The 19,931-nt window shown below is 38.9% G+C and carries 11 protein-coding genes and 2 pseudogenes; all 13 read right to left on the bottom strand.

Annotation, left to right across the window (positions count from 1 at the left end):
* Positions 1-42: 42 nt before the first annotated feature.
* Positions 43-768, bottom strand: coding sequence for a ComF family protein (locus tag ACQRBH_RS09435; protein ID WP_347376484.1), 726 nt, complete (start codon positions 766-768; stop codon positions 43-45).
* Positions 765-2,975 (bottom strand): SF1B family DNA helicase RecD2, encoded by a 2,211-nt coding sequence (gene recD2, locus ACQRBH_RS09430; RefSeq protein WP_427761468.1) that lies wholly within the window; start codon positions 2,973-2,975, stop codon positions 765-767. The genes ACQRBH_RS09435 and recD2 overlap by 4 nt, the downstream gene beginning before the upstream one ends.
* Positions 2,975-3,964 (bottom strand): rod shape-determining protein, encoded by a 990-nt coding sequence (locus ACQRBH_RS09425; protein WP_328282622.1) that lies wholly within the window; start codon positions 3,962-3,964, stop codon positions 2,975-2,977. The genes recD2 and ACQRBH_RS09425 overlap by 1 nt, the downstream gene beginning before the upstream one ends.
* Positions 3,965-4,103: 139 nt before the next feature.
* A complete protein-coding gene (uvrA, locus tag ACQRBH_RS09420) occupies positions 4,104-6,947 on the bottom strand; it encodes an excinuclease ABC subunit UvrA (RefSeq protein WP_427761467.1) in 2,844 nt (947 codons plus the stop codon).
* 13 nt (positions 6,948-6,960) lie between these two features.
* Positions 6,961-8,955 carry an excinuclease ABC subunit UvrB gene (uvrB, locus tag ACQRBH_RS09415; protein WP_427761466.1) on the bottom strand — a complete coding sequence of 665 codons (1,995 nt, stop codon included), beginning with the start codon at positions 8,953-8,955 and terminating at the stop codon, positions 6,961-6,963.
* Positions 8,956-9,241: 286 nt separating this feature from the next.
* Positions 9,242-10,270: a PDDEXK nuclease domain-containing protein gene (locus tag ACQRBH_RS09410; RefSeq protein ID WP_427761465.1), complete on the bottom strand. Its 1,029-nt coding sequence runs from the start codon at positions 10,268-10,270 to the stop codon at positions 9,242-9,244.
* A gap of 30 nt (positions 10,271-10,300) precedes the next feature.
* Positions 10,301-12,277, bottom strand: a complete 1,977-nt coding sequence (locus ACQRBH_RS09405) for a hypothetical protein (RefSeq protein WP_427761464.1) — start codon at positions 12,275-12,277, stop codon at positions 10,301-10,303.
* A gap of 169 nt (positions 12,278-12,446) precedes the next feature.
* Positions 12,447-12,716, bottom strand: a pseudogene (locus tag ACQRBH_RS09400) (DEAD/DEAH box helicase family protein); the annotation flags it as partial.
* A gap of 65 nt (positions 12,717-12,781) precedes the next feature.
* Entirely contained in the window at positions 12,782-13,828 is a 1,047-nt protein-coding gene (locus ACQRBH_RS09395) for a PDDEXK nuclease domain-containing protein (protein WP_427761463.1), read from the bottom strand.
* A gap of 111 nt (positions 13,829-13,939) precedes the next feature.
* Positions 13,940-15,931: a hypothetical protein gene (locus tag ACQRBH_RS09390; RefSeq protein WP_427761462.1), complete on the bottom strand. Its 1,992-nt coding sequence runs from the start codon at positions 15,929-15,931 to the stop codon at positions 13,940-13,942.
* Positions 15,932-16,237: 306 nt separating this feature from the next.
* Positions 16,238-16,507 (bottom strand): annotated as a pseudogene (locus ACQRBH_RS09385) (DEAD/DEAH box helicase family protein); the annotation flags it as partial.
* Positions 16,508-16,720: 213 nt separating this feature from the next.
* Positions 16,721-17,776: an acyltransferase family protein gene (locus ACQRBH_RS09380; protein WP_427761461.1), complete on the bottom strand. Its 1,056-nt coding sequence runs from the start codon at positions 17,774-17,776 to the stop codon at positions 16,721-16,723.
* Between the two features lie 83 nt (positions 17,777-17,859).
* Positions 17,860-19,929 (bottom strand): hypothetical protein, encoded by a 2,070-nt coding sequence (locus ACQRBH_RS09375; RefSeq protein WP_427761460.1) that lies wholly within the window; start codon positions 19,927-19,929, stop codon positions 17,860-17,862.
* Between the last annotated feature and the right edge of the window lie 2 nt (positions 19,930-19,931).

Below are 19,931 nucleotides of genomic sequence, written 5' to 3'. Positions count from 1 at the left end.
GTTTCATTATCCATTTAAACATCATTTTTAGTATAACAAATATCAGTATCCTTGTCCAATACTTATGGTCAAAAAGTATACTTTTTCAACTCCCGCTTTTTTCAGAGTTTTCGCGGCATAATCTATAGTATTTCCCGTTGTATAGATATCATCAATCAATAGCACTGCTGACACCGGGACAAAACCTTTTCTCACAGAAAATGCATGACTCAGATTCTTCTTCCGCTCATCATGATCTAACGTTTTCTGAGGATTGGTAGATATACATCGTACCAGACTTTTCGTATCTACCGGTATATTCATATTCTTTCCAATCTCTGCACTGATAATCTGTGCCTGATTATAGCCTCGCTTTTTTCTTCGTTTTTTATGAAGGGGAATCGGGATGATAAGATCTGGGTTCCACCTTTTTATCATATGACCATAGGTGCGTATTAATTCCTCTGCATAATGGATTCCATATCTTCTCTGATTATGATATTTGAATTGATAGATGGAGGTGTTGACCGGAGCTTTGTGAAGCCATAGGCTCAGCCCTCTGTCATAAAAATGATGTGTACATGTACAATCATGACAATACTCTTGTTCTGCATATCGGATCGGCTTTCCGCACTGCATACACCGCGGTTCCCGGACTTTTAAGTGTTCCAGTTTCCGCCTGCATGCAGTGCAGATTCCCTGACGATATACCTTTCCACAAAATGGACAGACCTCTGGCCACAGCCATAGACTGATTCTTTTCAGAAAAGCCTGTAATATCTTTATCATTGTAATTCCTGGATTCGTTCTGCAAGGCTTGTGTTACGATCCTGTTCGTTGGTATTATGAATCATTTCCTGAAATACCACATCACTTCCTACTAACGTTACACATTGCTTTGCTCTTGTGACAGCCGTGTACAGAAGGTTCCTGTGATACAACTGTCTTGGTCCCTGCAGTAATGGAATCACGACTGCGGGATATTCACTCCCCTGAGACTTATGTATGGTAATTGCATATGCGAGTTCCAGCTCATCCAGTAAAGTATATGGATACTTCACCTGGCGCTGTTCATCATACTCCACAATCACCACTTCTTCATATGTATTAATCTCCTTGATGATTCCCATATCACCATTAAAGATGCCCTGGCCTTTGTCGATGGTCATTCCATATTTTGTCGCCACTTCCCACTCCAGCTGATAGTTATTCTTAATCTGCATGACCTTGTCACCTTCACGAAACAGACGATCTCCATATTCTTTTTCCGTCTTTTTTTGCTCCGGAGGATTCAGATATTCCTGGAGTATCCGGTTTAGACGTTCCACACCTAACAGACCTTTTCTCATAGGCGTCAAGACCTGAATATCATAAGGCTTGGCATTGACATACTTCGGAAGTTTCTTTTGGATCAATGTAATCACAACACTGATAATCACATTGGCATCCTGCCGCTTCAGGAAGAAGAAGTCCCGGCTCTTATTATCCAATACAACCTCTTCTCCGCGATTGATCTTATGAGCATTGACCACAATATCGCTTTCTCCTGCCTGACGAAATATCTTCGTCAACATAACGACTGCAAAGCAATGTGAATCAATGACATCCTTCAGTACACTTCCTGGCCCTACGCTTGGAAGCTGGTTGCGGTCACCCACCAGTATCAATCTGGTTCCCGGAACGATTGCTCCCAGCAAAGCATACATCAGTGGAAGGTCTACCATTGACATCTCATCAATAATGATCACATCTGCCTCCAGAGGATTCTCTTCATTTCTCTGAAAGCCATTGATACTGTCATCTTCCGGATTCCCACTGACCTCCAACAATCGATGAATCGTCTGTGCCTCATATCCGGTTGCCTCTGTCATACGCTTGGCAGCACGGCCGGTAGGTGCAGCCAGATAGATATCCATTCCTTCACTTTCAAAGAAATGTATCATCGCATTGATGGTCGTCGTCTTTCCGGTTCCCGGTCCTCCCGTCAAGACCATAACGCCTCTGCGTGCAGCTTCCATCACCGCTGTTCTCTGCATATCATCCAGATACAATCCTGTATTCTTCTCAATCGCCTGAAGCCGACGCTCCAGATTGTCCTCTGCGACATTACAGTTTACATTCAGATCATGCAGCATCTTAGCTACATTCATCTCCATGTAATAATAATGGGAAGAATAGATGCGCATTCCATTCTCCGCTTTCTTCATAACGATCTTCTTTTCCATGGCGAGATCCATCAGATATTTCTCGATATCCTGAATCTCCACTTCCAGAAGTTCACTTGCTTTTCTTAATAATACTTCTTGCTTCAGATAGACATGTCCATCATTCACACTCTGTAAAAGCGTATAGAAAATGCCGCTGCGGATGCGATAGTCAGAATCCGTATGAATTCCAACCTTTGCTGCAATCTCATCAGCGGTCTTAAACCCAACTCCCGACACATGATCGGCAAGCTGATAAGGATTTTCCTCGATTACACGATATACGTTCCTGCCATAATGCTGGTATATCTTGGCTGCCAGGGTCGTTGATATTCCATATTTCTGCAGATATATCATTGCCTGGCGCATATCCTTCTTCTCTTCTACCTGTATGGCAATCTCTCTTGCCTTTCGCTCGCTGATTCCCTTGATCTCAGCCAGCCGTTCCGGCTCTTCTTCGATAATTCGAAAGGTATCTTCTTTGAATTTCTTAACAATCTTTCCGGCAAGTGCTGTGCCCACACCCTTTACTGCCCCAGAGCCCAGATACCGTTCAATGGATATCAGGTCCTCCGGTTCGCACACCTCAGAAGTCTCTACCTTCATCTGGAGACCATATAATTTGTGCGTAGTATACTCTCCTTCCAGTTTCAGGAGCTCTCCTTCTTCGATATAATGAAAGTTACCGACACACGTCACTTCACCATCATCGTTACTCAGATGAAATACTGTATATCCGTTATCTTCATTGCGGTATACAATATGTTCTACATATCCCTTTATACTTTCCATTAGAATTCTCTTCGTCCGCCCATTAACTCTACAAACTGCCCGGTTCCAATCGCAACCACTTTCATTGGATCATCTGCAGTCATGGTATTGATTCCTGTCTTTTCTTCTATCAGCTCTTCCAGGCCTCTCAGCAAAGCTCCGCCGCCGGTAAGCATGATTCCACGATCCAGGATATCTGCCGACAATTCCGGTGGTGTGCGTTCCAGTACATTGATAACCTCTTCTACAATCTGACCCGTCGGCTCTCGAAGCGCCTCCTCCGTCTCGGAAGATGTAACGGTTACCGTCTTCGGAAGACCTGTCACAAGATTTCTTCCTCTGACTTCCATGACCTCATCTTCAATCAATGGATAAGTAGTCCCTATCTTAATCTTAATATCTTCTGCCGTTCTCTCACCGATCAAAAGATTATGCTTCTTACGCATATAGCGGACAATGGCTTCATCAAAATCATCACCTGCAATCTTAATAGAAGAATTGACCACTGTTCCTCCCAGGGAAATCACCGCAATGTCTGCGGTTCCGCCACCGATATCTACGATCATGTTACCGCAAGGCTTGGAGATGTCTATCCCGGCTCCAATCGCAGCTGCCACCGGCTCTTCGATTAAGTTCACTTCTCTCGCGCCTGCCGCATAAGTTGCCTCTTCTACTGCCTTTCGTTCCACTTCGGTAACCCCACTTGGAACACAGATACTGATTCTAGGCTTCTTAAATGTCCGCTTGCCCAATGCTTTCTGTACAAAATACTTAATCATCTTTTCTGTAACTGTATAGTCTGAGATCACACCCTGACGTAGCGGCCGGACAGCCACAATATTTCCCGGTGTTCTTCCCAGCATCAGACGTGCTTCCTCGCCGATTGCCTTTATCGCGTTCGTATCCCTGTCATAAGCTACAACGGAAGGCTCTTTTAATATGACGCCTTTCCCTTTTACATAGACCAGAACACTTGCTGTTCCCAAATCAATTCCAATATCTACTGACATCCTTATTTCCCCTTTCATTAAGCTATCTATATGATTATCATTTGTTTATTTATTCACATGCACCTTTAGTGCACGTTCCATTATAATCAACTTTCCTGAAAATGGAAACCTTTTTTTCTTAAATCTTTGTGAATTTCATCTACTTGCGCAGCATGGCATCGATGTATTTTCCGGTGTAAGATATTGGGTTCTTTGCGACCTCTTCTGGTGTCCCTTTTGCAATTACAGTTCCACCTTTGTCTCCTCCTTCCGGTCCGATATCAATGATATAATCTGCCGTCTTAATCACATCCAGATTATGTTCAATGACTACTACCGTATTGCCATCCGAAGAGAGCCTGCGCAGAATCTCTGTCAATTTGTGAACGTCCGCAAAATGCAGTCCTGTTGTTGGCTCATCTAAGATATAGATTGTCTTTCCGGTACTTCTCTTGCTTAATTCCGTAGCAAGCTTAATCCGCTGCGCTTCTCCGCCTGACAGTGTGGTTGACGGCTGTCCCAGCCGGATATAAGATAATCCAACATCATACAGCGTCTCCATCTTTCTTCGAATGCTGGGTACATTTTCAAAGAAATGCAGCGCCTCTTCGACCGTCATATCCAGAACGTCATAGATGCTCTTTCCTTTATATTTCACTTCCAGTGTCTCCCGATTATAGCGCTTTCCGCCACAGACCTCACAAGGAACATACACATCCGGCAGGAAATGCATCTCAATCTTCAGGATTCCGTCTCCGGCACAGGCTTCGCATCTTCCACCCTTCACATTAAAACTGAATCTGCCTTTCTTATATCCTCTTGCTTTCGCATCCGGCGTTGCCGCGAACAGATCGCGGATCAGATCGAACACTCCCGTATAAGTCGCAGGATTAGATCGCGGAGTACGTCCGATTGGAGACTGGTCAATATTGATGACCTTGTCCAGCTGACTGATTCCTTCTATATCTTTATGTTTTCCCGGGATTGTTCTTGCACGGTTCAATTCTCTCGCAAGGCGCTTGTACAAGATCTCATTCACAAGAGAACTCTTCCCCGATCCGGAAACACCTGTTACACATGTCATCACTCCCAAAGGGAATTCTACATCAATGTTCTTCAGGTTGTTCTCCTGCGCACCAATGACCTTCAGCCATCCGGTTGGCTGCATCCGTTTCTCAGGCACAGGAATCTTAATTCTACCACTTAGGTATGCGCCGGTTATGGAATTTTTATTCTCCATAATCTCTTTTGCAGTGCCTTGGGCAACGACTTCTCCGCCGTGTTCGCCAGCTCCCGGTCCAATATCCACAATATAATCTGCTGCCAGCATCGTATCTTCATCATGCTCTACAACGATTACAGAATTACCCAGATCGCGCAAATGGCGCAATGTGCCCAACAACTTGTCATTATCTCGCTGATGCAGCCCAATGCTCGGTTCATCCAGAATATAAGCAACCCCAACCAGGCCAGAGCCGATCTGCGTTGCCAGCCGAATCCGCTGTGCCTCTCCACCAGAAAGGCTTCCAGTTGCGCGGGCCAATGTCAGGTAATTCAGACCTACGTCCATTAAAAATTGAATACGGGCATTGATCTCCTTTAAGATCTGTCCTCCAATCATCTGTTGCTGCTTACTCAACTGCAATTGCTTTAAGAATACTTGCAATTTTTCGATGGACATGGCCGTTACTTCAGAGATATTCTTATCTCCTACTGTAACAGCCAATGCTCCTGGCTTCAATCTCTGTCCGCCACACTCATGGCAAGGTGTGATACACATAAATTCTTCATATTCTGCCTTGACAGTTTCTGAAGATGTCTCCCGGTAGCGCCGTTCAACATTCCGAATCAAACCATCAAACGCCACATCGTAGATTCCCTCACCGCGCTGTCCGCGATAATGTACCTTTACCTCTTTTCCTCCAGTTCCATAAATCAACACATCGTGTATCTTTTTTGGATAATCTTTAAATGGTGTATCCAAAGAAAAATTATATTCTTTACTCAGCGCATCCAGAATCGCATACGTAAAACTCTTCTTGTCCGTACAAGACTGCCATCCCATGACAGCGATTGCACCTTCGCTGATGCTAAGATTCTTATCTGGAATCATCAGATCTTCATCGAATTCCATCTTATATCCCAATCCAAAGCACTCCGGACAGGCACCGAAGGGATTATTGAACGAAAAACTTCTCGGTTCAATCTCATCAATGCTGATACCACAGTCCGGACAAGAAAAACTCTGGCTGAAATTCATCGGCTCACCACCGATGACATCCACAATCATCAGTCCCTCCGCAAGTGCCAGAACATTCTCAATAGAATCTGTCAGCCGCTGCTCTATTCCTTCTTTTACGACCAGTCGGTCTACGATAATTTCGATATTATGCTTGATATTTTTATCCAGCGTAATCTCTTCCGACAATTCATAGAGATTGCCATCCACTCTCACACGGACATAGCCGCTTTTTTTTGCGCGTTCAAATAATTTGGCATGGGTTCCTTTTCTTCCTCTTACCACCGGCGCCAACAGCTGTATCTTCGTCCGATCCGGCAATTCCAGAATCTGATCTACCATCTGATCTACCGTCTGCTTCTTAATCTCTTTACCACACTTCGGACAATGTGGAATACCGATTCTTGCATACAGCAATCGAAAATAATCATAGATCTCTGTGACCGTTCCTACCGTTGAACGCGGATTCCTGTTCGTAGACTTCTGATCAATGGAAATCGCCGGGGACAGTCCTTCAATGCTCTCTACATCTGGCTTCTCCATCTGTCCCAGGAATTGCCTTGCATAAGATGACAAGGATTCCATATATCTTCTCTGCCCTTCCGCGTAAATAGTGTCAAACGCAAGAGATGATTTCCCGGAGCCGCTGAGTCCCGTCAATACCACCAACTCATTTCTTGGAATATCCAGATCAATATTCTTCAGATTATGCTCATTGGCACCTCGTATTCTTATATATTGCTTCTTATCATTGTTCTTCGACATTGTTCTATCCCTTTCACATCTGCTGCAGCTGTTGCTTCAGTTCTACAATCTTATCTCTTAATTCTGCGGCAGCTTCAAAATTCAATTCTGTTGCAGCCTTCTTCATCTGCTTACTCAATTCCTTGATTAACTTCTCAAGTTCCTTTTCACTCATAGACTCCGGATCTTTTTCCATCCGAAGCTCTTCTGCAGCGACCTTCTTCGATACTGCGATCAGATCACGTACACTCTTCTGAATGGTCTTCGGAGTAATCCCATGCTCCTCATTGTACGCCATCTGTACCTTGCGGCGGCGCTCTGTCTCATCGATTGCCTGACGCATGGAATCTGTCATCACATCCGCATACATGATAACATGTCCTTCTGCATTTCGCGCCGCACGCCCAATTGTCTGAATCAAAGACGTTGCCGAACGTAAGAACCCTTCCTTATCGGCATCCAGAATCGCCACCAGGGTAATCTCTGGAATATCCAGACCTTCTCTCAAAAGATTGATTCCCACCAGCACGTCAAAGACATCCAGACGCATATCCCGAACGATCTCCGTCCGTTCCAATGTATCCACATCCGAATGCAGATAACGTACACGGATGCCCAATTCTCGCATATAATCCGTCAGATCCTCTGCCATTCGCTTCGTCAGTGTCGTAATCAATATCTTATTCTTCTTGGCAATCTCCTTATTGACCTCACTTACCAGATCGTCAATCTGGCCTTCCACCGGGCGCACTTCCACCTCAGGATCTAATAGCCCTGTCGGACGGATGACCTGCTCAGCTCTAAGCAGTTCATGCTGTTCCTCATAAGGTCCGGGAGTCGCTGATACAAATAGTACCTGATCAATCTTACCTTCAAATTCTTCAAAATTCAAGGGGCGATTGTCTTTTGCCGACGGCAGACGGAATCCATATTCTACCAACGTAGACTTTCTGGACTGATCACCATGGAACATACCTCCAATCTGCGGCACTGTCTTATGCGACTCATCAATCATCATGATAAAATCATCCGGGAAATAATCTATCAACGTATGTGGCGGCTGTCCCGGTGCCAGTCCCGTCAAATGTCTTGAATAATTCTCTATTCCTGAACAAAAACCGGTCTCCCGCATCATCTCGATATCAAAATTCGTCCGCTCAGAGATTCTCTGAGCTTCCAGAAGCTTCCCTTCACTCTTAAAGAATCGGATCTGCTCCTCCAGTTCTTCTTCAATCCCCTGAATCGCCCGTTCCATATTCTCTTTCGATACTACGTAGTGAGACGCCGGGAAGATTGCGATATGGCTCAATTCATTCTTAATCTCTCCCGTTAATACATCAACCTCAGTAATCCGGTCAATCTCATCTCCAAAGAATTCGATTCTGATCACATATTCCTCAGATCCTGCCGGGAATACCTCCAACACATCTCCATGTACCCGGAAAGTTCCTCGCTTAAAATCCATCTCATTACGATCATACTGAATATCAATCAGCTTCCTAAGCACCTCATCTCGATCTTTAATCATACCCGGTCGCAGGGAGATGACCATGTTCTGATAATCAATCGGCGAACCCAGACCATAGATACAAGACACACTAGCCACGATGATCACATCCCGCCGCTCCGATAATGCTGCCGTGGCAGAATGGCGAAGCTTGTCTATCTCATCGTTGATGGATGAGTCCTTGGCAATGTAAGTGTCAGAGGAAGGAACATAAGCCTCCGGCTGGTAATAATCATAGTAGGACACAAAATACTCCACCGCATTGTTTGGGAAGAATTCTTTAAATTCACCATATAATTGCGCCGCGAGAGTCTTGTTATGCGCTATGATCAGCGTTGGTTTATTTAATTGCTGGATAACATTGGCCATCGTAAAGGTCTTTCCTGAACCGGTGACACCAAGAAGCGTCTGGCACTGGTTACCTTCCTTGAACCCTTTTACTAACTGCTCAATAGCCTGCGGCTGGTCACCGGTAGGTTTGTATTCAGAATGTAATTCAAAACATTTTTGTGCATCTTGCATAAAAACACCTCTTAAAATCTATAGTATAAAAAATTTATCCATCAGCCAAAAATTCGTGTAATTATTGTGAATTCATCTAGTTAATACTCCAAATTAACCCTTTACTCGAATTTAAGAACTCAAAAGTTAACATATGTATTGAAAACAAACATTATTCCGATTCAAATGTTGAATTTTTTGACGATTCGACAATTTTGTTCAATAAATTATCCACACACTGAATTGGCTACACACGTGTAGCCAATTCAAATACATCTAATGGCTTTCGCATTTTTTTGAAATAATTTTAATCCTGATTATATATCAATTGATTTCGTTCCAATTCTTTTTGCAACTCTTCTATAGTAGGTAAAACAGTCATGTATTTAGAAGCAAAAATCTGTTGATTCTCATGTAAAACAGAATATTTGACCATTGTTTCGTCTTTATCTGTACAAAAAATAATACCAATAGTTGGATTGTCATCCTCTCTACGTTTCAAATCATCAAACATACGAACATACATATCCATCTGTCCAATGTCTTGATGCGTCAACTTAGCTGTTTTCAAGTCAATAAGTACAAAGCATTTCAGAATAAAATTATAGAAAACTAAATCAATATAAAATTCTGTAGTCTCCGTGCAAATTCTCATCTGCCTGCCAACAAAAGAAAAGCCCTTTCCCATCTCCAACAAAAACTTTTGAAGGTTGTTAATAATTGCTTTTTCAACGTCACTTTCTAGATGTCCATCATTTTGTTTTACCCCCATAAACTCCAATACAAACGGATCTTTGACAAATTCTAATGTCGTATTTTCTTTATTTGGTAATTGTGTTGATAACATTCTCTTGTAATATCCACTTTTGATATTACGTTCTAGTGTTCTTACAGACCAATTTTCATTAGCTACTTCGTTCAAATAAAAATTCCGTTCATCCTCATCTGAAATGCGCATAATATTTCTCAAATGTGACCATGGTACTTTTTTGATCATAGCATAACCATAAGAATCTTGGGGAAATGTCAAATAAAATTGTCTACAATTCTTCAAGCTAGCAATAGAAAAACCCGTTCCAAATTCATCTGATAATTCTCTAGATAAATTTTTTATCAAATAGGAACCATACTTAGCCCTCTCTTGTCCTAATAGTTCCTGTTCAACAATTCTCTTTCCCACATTCCAGTATGCCTGTGTCATAATTTCACTTGCATTTTTATAAGATAATTCTCTCGCTTGAAGTAATATTTCTCGAACATCTTTATAGAATTGTTTTTCTTCTACTGGAATGGCAGAACTTTTTTCTTTTTTTACTATTTCATTATTACTACACATATTTCCTCCATTTTACTACCATGATATATTCTATTTAATTCGTTTTTCTACTTTCTTTCTAATATAGTTAATACACGTCTGCCTTCCCTTATTAAACAAAAGTCCTACTCCCGCTGCCGCCACAATCAATATTCCAACCGCTATGATAGATATCCAAGATATTTCTGCATATTTTCCTTTTAAAATTTCAGTAAGGGCTAAAAGTATAATATAAGGAATCCCGAACATTATAATTGCCAAAACACTTCCCCAGAAAGAGCTTATTCTATTTATTTCTTTTTCGATACGACTATTCTCACGTTTTTCATTTTCCTGTATCTTTCTTTCCAATTCTTGAATTTTTATATCCTTTTGGGAATTATTATTCTCCATTTCTTCCACACGACGCTTTAATTCAATCTTTTCTTTTCTTTCTACTTCTAATTCGCCTCTTGTATCTGCATGCGCAGATGCTTCTTCTACATATTTTTTTTCAGATTGTGCAACTATCGTATCATATACCTCAAGATACGTTCTATCGTTAAAACGAGCATAGTCCCCACGTGTTATATTCATAAGCGCATCTAATACTATAGGATGAGTTCTCATAAACAAATATTTTTTTTCATCTATTTCACCAATCTTTCTCGCATTTTCTAATGAAGTAACATACTTTTCAATCATAGGTTTACTTGGCTTCAAAAAATCATAACAATCAGCCAATACTTTCTTTCTTTGATAATCCATCATTTCATTAGGAGATGAAAGCCACAATATAGCACCAAATAAATCTGCCGAAATACATGCTGGAATATGTCCTGCATTAATGCTTTTACTACTTTCATATTTCTTACATACATTTGCAACAGCATTGTTAGTGGTAAGCATTATATGCTTACATTCTCCTAGCTTAACAGCAATTTGTCCTCTTCTCTCTCTATAAATCATCACAATAGAACGTACATCAATTTTAATGCTTTCAGCTTTTTCAGGAAGAAGCGCCAATTGTTGATCTGTATATCTTTCCTGAATCATGCTATACAAAACATTTTCATCTTCTTGAAACTGATTTTGATACACATCATACTCTGTACTCTTAACCACAATACCCAAGTCATTCAATTTAGTTTCTATTGAACTACAAAATTCTGTGATTTCTTGTTGGTTCATTCTAGAATCGTGAAAAAATTTAGCTACATTATTTGCTTTACGAATGTCATATTGTGTACTAACAGCCCACCCAGCAGCCCTTGTAATAATCCCCTCGATTTCCTGAAAATTATGATCAAGTACTTGTATAATACAACCTGCCTTTTTCATATCCTCTACTAATAATTTATACGAATCTTCTCTTTCCGGAGAATCCATTCCCAACAAAGCAAAAATCATCGGAGAATCCAAATAAACATTCAAACCAGTATATTCTTCACTTTCAGTTCCTGAATAAAGCAGTGCTTGTTTAGTTATATTACTTGTACACAGAGCTGTAATAAAATCAAACAATCGATTCTTTTCTTCTGCCTGTTTTTTTACAAACGAATACCATGCAAAGTCAATCTGACTCATTCCTTCTGTTGGATCTGTTTTATCATTCGACAAAATCACTTCATCTGTCTTATCAATTGCAGATAGAATCTTAGCTTCCATCTCATTCTGCAACACTGTAATGTCATTTAAAGAACAATATTCCCTAAATTCCTGCACCAACTTTGACCACAATTCATCAAAATCAGTATCTTCAAACTTATATTGTTCAATAACATCTTTTTTTACCAAATACGCTCCCCTCTCATCAACAATTGAACCGTTTATCAACCCTATACCTAATACTTGCCTAACAAAACTTAATGGAAGTTCGATTTGATATTTTTCCCAAAACCGAGATGCAATTTCTGCTTCATTAACAGTACTCATTTTACTTTCCAAAATAATATTAGCGAAGAAATTGAAATATGTATCTAAAATATTATTTCCTAAACATCCTGATTTATAAGCTGCATATAGTTTAATTAAATCTTTATTCTTCATATGTACCTCTCTTACTCCATATATTTTCCGTTACGCAAATACAGGTCACACTTTCCATCCGTCCAGCTAGTATTATTTAATCCATATCAGCATTTTTTGTGCACAAAATATGGAACATTCAACACCAAACATCCCTAAATAGCGCGACTTTTGCCCCTCATACAAACTAGGACACAAAATACTCCACTGCATTATTCGGGAAGAACTCCTTGAATTCACCGTAGAGCTGTGCAGCAAGGGTCTTGTTATGCGCTATGATAAGCGTTGGTTTATTTAATTGTTGGATAACATTTGCCATCGTGAAGGTCTTACCGGAACCGGTGACACCAAGAAGCGTCTGGCACTGGTTACCTTCTTTAAAACCTTTTACTAACTGCTCAATCGCCTGCGGCTGATCACCGGTCGGGGCGTATTCTGATACTAATTCAAAATGATCCATGAAGTCCTCCTATGTTTGAACCCTAGAGAAAAACTCGATACTTGCTTTATCGCATACAACACAACTTATTCTATATCCTTTTCATTTAACAACATCCTCAATTCTTCTTTGCTTGGCAAAACAGTTTGATATTGGCTTGCAAAGATTTGATTATTGTCCTTAGGAAGTGTCATTTCTACAATTGCGTCTTTTTTATCTTTACAAATAATAATACCAACAGTCGGATTTTCATCGTCCAATTTTACTTTCCGATCGTAATAATTAACATACATCTGCATCTGCCCTATATCCTGATGCTTCAATTGTCCTATCTTCAAATCGAATAATACAAAACAGCGAAGCAATCGATTATAGAACACCAAATCCACCCTAAAGTGCTCCTCTTCAAACGTAAACCTTACTTGTCTTCCAACAAACGTAAATCCTCTTCCTAATTCCAATAAAAATTTTTGCAAATTATCTATAATTTTATTTTCCAATTCGGTTTCTGAATATGTCACCAATTCCGGAAGTCCTGTAAACTCTAATACATATGGATCTTTAAAAATATCTTTAGGATTCTCAATAGGTTGACCTTCTATTGCAAGACGCATTACCTCTTCTTTATTTCTACTCAGAGCCAATCGCTCATATAAGGAACTTCCATATTGTCGTGCTAATTCACCTTTGCTCCATCCATTTCTATATGCTTCTATCTCATAAAAATGTCTTTCCTCAACATTGCTAATCCTCATCAAGACAATATAATGTGACCAACTAAGATAGAATTTCCTACCTTCTTTTGTAACCGGTAATTTTTCAGATTGGGGAAACGCTGTTTCCCCAATTGAATCTTTGGAATATACTAAATAAAATTTTCTCATTAATTTCAAATTATCATAAGAAAAGCCTCTTCCTAACGTCCTCGTCAGTCTTTCTGATAATTCTCTTAGAATATACTTACCATATTCAGCTCTCTCCTTGCCTTGCTGTTCCTCCTCAACAATCATTCGTCCAGCTTCATAATAAGAATACACCATAGTTACATTAACTGCTGTTGATAAATTTTTTTTTGCATTCTCAAACAATTCAATAATTTGTTGATAAAAATTTTCTCTTTGCATATTCTCCATACTGCCACATCTTCCTTCCGCATTCCTCACAATATCTTTATTGAATATTAAGGCTAAATTCGCACCAAATACAACTTTATACCGCAATGTTTTACTAACAAACTATTTCACCTATATCTGATTGAATAGTTTATCGAATAAAATCTTATTCCTTTTTTGTGAATCTTGTATTAATTTATTATAAGGTATAATTTCTAAATACGCTTTGTACGAATCAATGTATTGATAAAACCCCATATTATCAGGTGTGACTTTTAAGTTTTCCAATTTTGCAAGTTTTTTAATACTCACATCAATATCGCATAAAATATAGCAAAAAAAACGTATATTTTCAGTTCCACTTAAAAACTCTCCATCCTTAGTCTTAATTTTTCCTTCTACGATATTATCCATATATTCCTTTACTTGTCTTATTGGATTCTCTGTATCAGAATAATTTGTTCGTCCTGGACGTTTAAATTCTATAATTGAAATATTTCTAAACGGCTGTTCTTCTTCATCTGTAAACGCAAAGGGCGAATCAAAAATAATAATATCCGGCTCTTTAGAACTGTCACATTCAATTTCTCTCATTTTTTTCAGCTTTGTATCCGATGCAAGATAATGATGATAAGCCAATTTTTCATCTATTATCCACAGATTATGTTGCAAATAGTCTATATCATCAGAAGTCGTTGTCATTGGGAAAATTAATTGGTGGATATTCTTTTCGTATGTGTATTTTTGTTGTTCTTGATCTTTATACTTTATGTTCTGTGCCAAAATATCTAACACAGCTTTTCGATGCATAACATATTCGGCTAAATTACTTTTCCCCATATCAGAAACCTTTTCTGCGTATGACGTACGTTTTTCTAAATAGCTTTCATAATCTACTATACCTTTTTGGAAATCCTGTTCCAATTTTTTACCTTCCCGTTTCAATTCGAGTTTAAACTTTTGTTCTTGTTTAAACAATTCCATTTCCAGCTTTTCTTCGTCTGATACCCATGGAATTTCATTTAACAATTCTGGACGATTTTTTAATAACATTCTATACTTGGGATTCTTATTAAAAATATAATCTTTAATAATTTCAATCTTTCTTTTATTACTTTCATCAATATCATCTTTCAAATATTCTAAAATAATGCTTTCCAAACCTGAAACAATATCATTAAAACCTACTGGTTCTACTAAATTTGCTTGCTCTGGAAGATCAAATTTTGTTCGTTCTCTATTAACATGACTGTCTAAAGCTTCTGACATTACATATCCATTATAAATAAATTCTCCTTTATCATCTTCTAACTTTGCATTAACATTTCCCAAAATCTTGGATAAAGCAATTGGCTGTACTGTCCACTGATTTGCACAAAGATTTACGAAATGTTTTTCTTTTGAAAGCATATAATTTTTTGAATGTATTATTTTAAATTGCACACCTCCAATTTCAGTGTCAACAATTTTTATATTATCCCCAATATTATTTTTATATAGTTTATCAATATCTACAGTATCATGATCATCATATACTAATATTTTAGGTGCTTTTCCTAATACATAATAAGCAAAACAATGATTCAAAATATTTTTAGCAATAGTTTCTATTTTTTTAGGGCAATTACTTTTATACTCTCCTCGTAGACCATTCAAATGTATCGTCGTTGTTTTAGGAGTATCATTTTCAACTCTAAAAATTTCCATATTATGAACAGCATTTTTAGAATCAAACAAGAATTTTCGGCATTTCTTATTTCCTTCATCAATAAATATACTTTCCACTTCAACGTTATTAAACGCTTTTAACCACATCATTCTTCCAACACCTTTACATCCCTTTTGTAACTTATATTCACTTGCATAGGTATCAAAAGAATTATAATTCTCTTCATTGAACCCCGTTCCATTATCGGCAATAACTATATTTTCGATATCTGTCTCCCAATGTTCAAAAAGACTCATCTGATTTTCACGCTCTATTTTAATTTCAATTTTTCCATTTTCAATTCCTGCGTCTTCAATACTTTGAATAGAATTAATAACAGCCTCATATAAAGGAAGCAATGGCGCTGTTTTAGGTAATGTATGTAAATTTACCAATCCTTTGAAATTCATCTTCATAGTTCATATTCCTCCTTCTTACAAATTATCCACATATACTTTTGTTTGAACTATTTCAATTTTAGAAACACAGTTGCTTCCTTTAATAAGTCATCTTCTTCTCCAACTCAAACCTTGAAAAATGATTTTTTATATTTCACTAATTCTATATTGTGCTATTTCGTCCATTACACGAATTCAGGTCACATATTTCATTCATCCACCAGGCATTATTTCGTCCGTATTCCATAATTTTTTCCACAAAACATAGTATATTGAGCACCAAACAAGACTATATATCACGGTTATCACCCTGCCCCCAAACTAGGACACAAAGTATTCCACTGCGTTATTTGGAAAGAATTCCTTGAACTCGCCATATAACTGCGCTGCGAGAGTCTTATTATGTGCAATAATCAATGTTGGTTTATTTATTTGTTGGATGACATTAGCCATCGTGAAGGTCTTATCTGAACCGGTAACACCGAGAAGGGTCTGACACTGGTTGCCTTCCTTGAAGCCCTTTACTAACTGCTCGATTGCCTGCGGCTGGTCGCCGGTCGGGGCATATTCTGATACTAATTCAAAATGATCCATGAAATCCTCCTATGAATCTATTATCTGCATTTTCTGTTGCCATTATATCAGAATATAAAACAAAAGTACAGGACAATCGAATGTTTGTTCTGTACTTTCTCAGCTTTACATTATATACTACATACTTACATCTGTTTTTCATCTTCTTCCGCACAAGTATAAAGCGGCTATTTTGTTACCGATGTCATGTTAGAACTGGAATAAACCACAGTATTAGTTCGACTTCCGGTGAAGCAGTGCACTCAACAGAATTGTAAACCCAAAATTAAACATAATATAGAACATCGTTCCTCTTAATGTATTTTCCATCTGCACAAAGGATGCATATGTCAACAATATCGGCTGATGAAGTAAGTAGCATTCCATACTAATATTGCCGGCAAATTGAAATGGTTTCATTTTAAATAGATTGGAAAAAACTCCTTTCCCGAGTCCCATAATAATTAATACCAGAATATTGGGAATCAGCCAATATACCTGCATACTGAATGAGTTGACTGGCAACGGTAAGAAGAATAATGCAACCCAAAGTACCAGAGCTCCTCCTTCTAAGAAGGAGAATAATGTAATATTTCCGATTGATTTTCTCTCATCATTTACTCGATACATCATCCTTCCCACACACATTCCCAGCAAGTATTCTGCCAGTCTGGATGGAGGAAATGCATAGATGCAATATCCAAAATCTTCCCGATTTCTGACCAACACCGCTACAAGAAAGATAAAAATGGCCAGACATACGCTAACGCCGGTAAGTATTGCCTTTTCTCTTTTATTTTTATGTAATTTATCAAGCAGATAACGCACAGGAAGGTCAAATAGATATAAAAACATAATAGCCGATATGAACCAGGTAACACCATTATAGTGAAGATATGGATTCCACCATGCCTGGATCATAAGTAAGCATTTCATCAACGTCCAGCTACTCTCCTTTAATGCGTTCATATCTCCATTATTAATTATAGAAGGCAAATCCGTCTGTAATATACAGTAAATAACAGACAAGAACAAAACCGGATATATTTTTTTTATTTTTTTCCATTGATGGAGTAACATAGCTTTTACCGTAGGCTTCTCATATCGGTCCGCAGATGAATAACCCGAGCCAAATCCCGACAATATGAAGAAGAAACTTACCATTGCATAAGCAGAATTTACTGAATAGAAATATGGTTCAAGATTCGTTCCAAGTGCATGAAACAAAAAAATAAAACAAAATCCTATAAATCTTAAAAATTGTAATTGATCTAATCTCTTATTCTTCATTCTTATCTCTCCATATAATTGTTAGAAACATTATATCAAAAGACAAAAAGAAAGTACATCGCAATCATTGTCCTTCTTTTTACTTACTCTACACCAAATAACTTCAGAATTTTCTGCAAGAATGTAAGATCTTCTTCTGTCTCCTCCTCCACTTCAGAATCATCCTTTTCTTCAATTGTATCTGTCTGAATAACGAACTGGACAGAATCCACATTCGTATTCTTTTCAGATACAAACGATACTACCTCAGAATCCCCTCCTGTAATACTCTCTAACATATCATCAATCTTATCAGAAATCTCCTCATCCATACCATCAGTCTCTTCCCGAAGCTGAATGGTGCCATCTTTTAATTCTGCAGTACCATCATAGAGATCAGCAATTCCGACCAGAAGATCAGCAACGCCTTCGTTCAGTTTTCCACTTCCGTCTTTTAAAGTTCCAGTCGCATTGTAGATACTCACAATACCCGAAAGTAGTTCTCCGGTCTTTCCATACAATTGCTCTGTACCATTTTTCAGAGTTTTGCTTCCTTCCAAAAGATCTGCAGTTCCCTTTGACACTTCCGAATAATTTGTTGCAATTTGATCTACACCTGCAGTATATTCCTGAATTCCATGATCCAGAACGGTATAATTCGACTGCAAGGAAGCAGCACCTTGCGCAAGACCATTTTCCCCACTGATTCCGCTATTTACACCATTCAGATAAGCTTCCATTCCACCAATAGCTGCATTATTGGCAAGATATAGATTGCTCATATCTCCGATGGTTCCATTCACGCCATTAATTTTCTCATTTACGCCACTGATCTGATTCTTAACATTGACCAATTGCCGTCTTGTTGCCTGAAGTACACTTGTATCAGCCCATGATGGCATACTGCTGATAACTGCATCAATATCTGCAATCCTCTGCTCCAGATCAGCCACTGCACTCGCTAATGTTGATGAGGCTTCTGTTAATGGCTGCTGCAGATTCTTAAGACTATCACTTGCTGCCTGATTCTGTTCTTTCAGCCAGTCAATATCCAGACCATTTGCCTTCATAGTCTCTTTATAAGCAGTATAATTTACACTATTCTGAAGAGTTATAATTCCTTGATTCAGCTGATCAATTCCATCTTTTACCTGAGTAGAGCCGCTCGTAAGATCTAAAGACTTAGCACTTAGTACATTCAGTCCGTCTCCAACCTGATTCACACCTGTGTTTAATGCATCAGCTCCATGATACAACTCTGCTGCCCCCTGTGCCAGGCTTCCAGCTCCAGATTGAAGAGCCGTCCCCCCAGTTGCCAGAGTGCCAGCTCCGCTATTGAGCTGTCCTGCCCCGTCCATCAGAGTATTTACACCCGACTGCAGATCATTTTGTGCTGCATCCTGTAGCTTATCGGTCCCATCCTTTAACTCCCCTGCTCCGTCATCTAATGTCTCAATAGCATCCAGAAGTTCTGTAATCTGATCCATCATCTCTTCATCATCTACTTCCACATCCAGAGAAAGTGGCACTCCATTGATGGATACAGCACCCATCTCAAAATCTTCGACATTTGCCGTAATCGTCGCATCAATTCCTTCTCCAGGAAGCATTGTATAAGATATCTGTTTGTCACTTCCTACATTCGCAAGTGTTGCATTCTCTGCCACAATATCTGTACATTTCTCTGTATCCAATGTAAATGCAGCCTGCAAAGCATATTTATCAAAAAAGTTGCCCGATACCTTTTCATTTTTTGTTACTTGAAACCGGATCTTTAAAGCACCACTTTTCCCAAGCATATCTTCTGCAGAATATTTCTTTCCATCCAGATAATATTCAATCGAGATATCCCATGGAATCTCTGTATTATTCATTGTTCCCTGATAATAGACTCTGTCTTTGGAAGAGGTAAATGTAATCTCATCTCCATTCTGCTGAATCTCATCTGAAGTATTTAATAATCTGACTGAAAAATAATCGCCATAATCCGTGATATCGCCTTCTCCAAATATGTTAACAGCATACACATCTTTGACAGAACCTTCTTCCGTCAGATTTATATAGATAACTTCTTCTTTTTCAGATGATCCATCAGCTGCATAAGCAGGAATTACAGATGTGATTACCAGAGTACCTGTTAACAGTGGCGGAAGAATCTTTTTTGTTAGCTTCATAA

Origin of the sequence: Bariatricus sp. SGI.161, assembly GCF_050313695.1 — a bacterium.
In the GTDB taxonomy this organism is placed as follows: domain Bacteria; phylum Bacillota; class Clostridia; order Lachnospirales; family Lachnospiraceae; genus JAFBIX01.
Note: the sequence above shows the minus strand (reverse complement) of the source record. Positions and strands in the feature narration are given on the sequence as shown.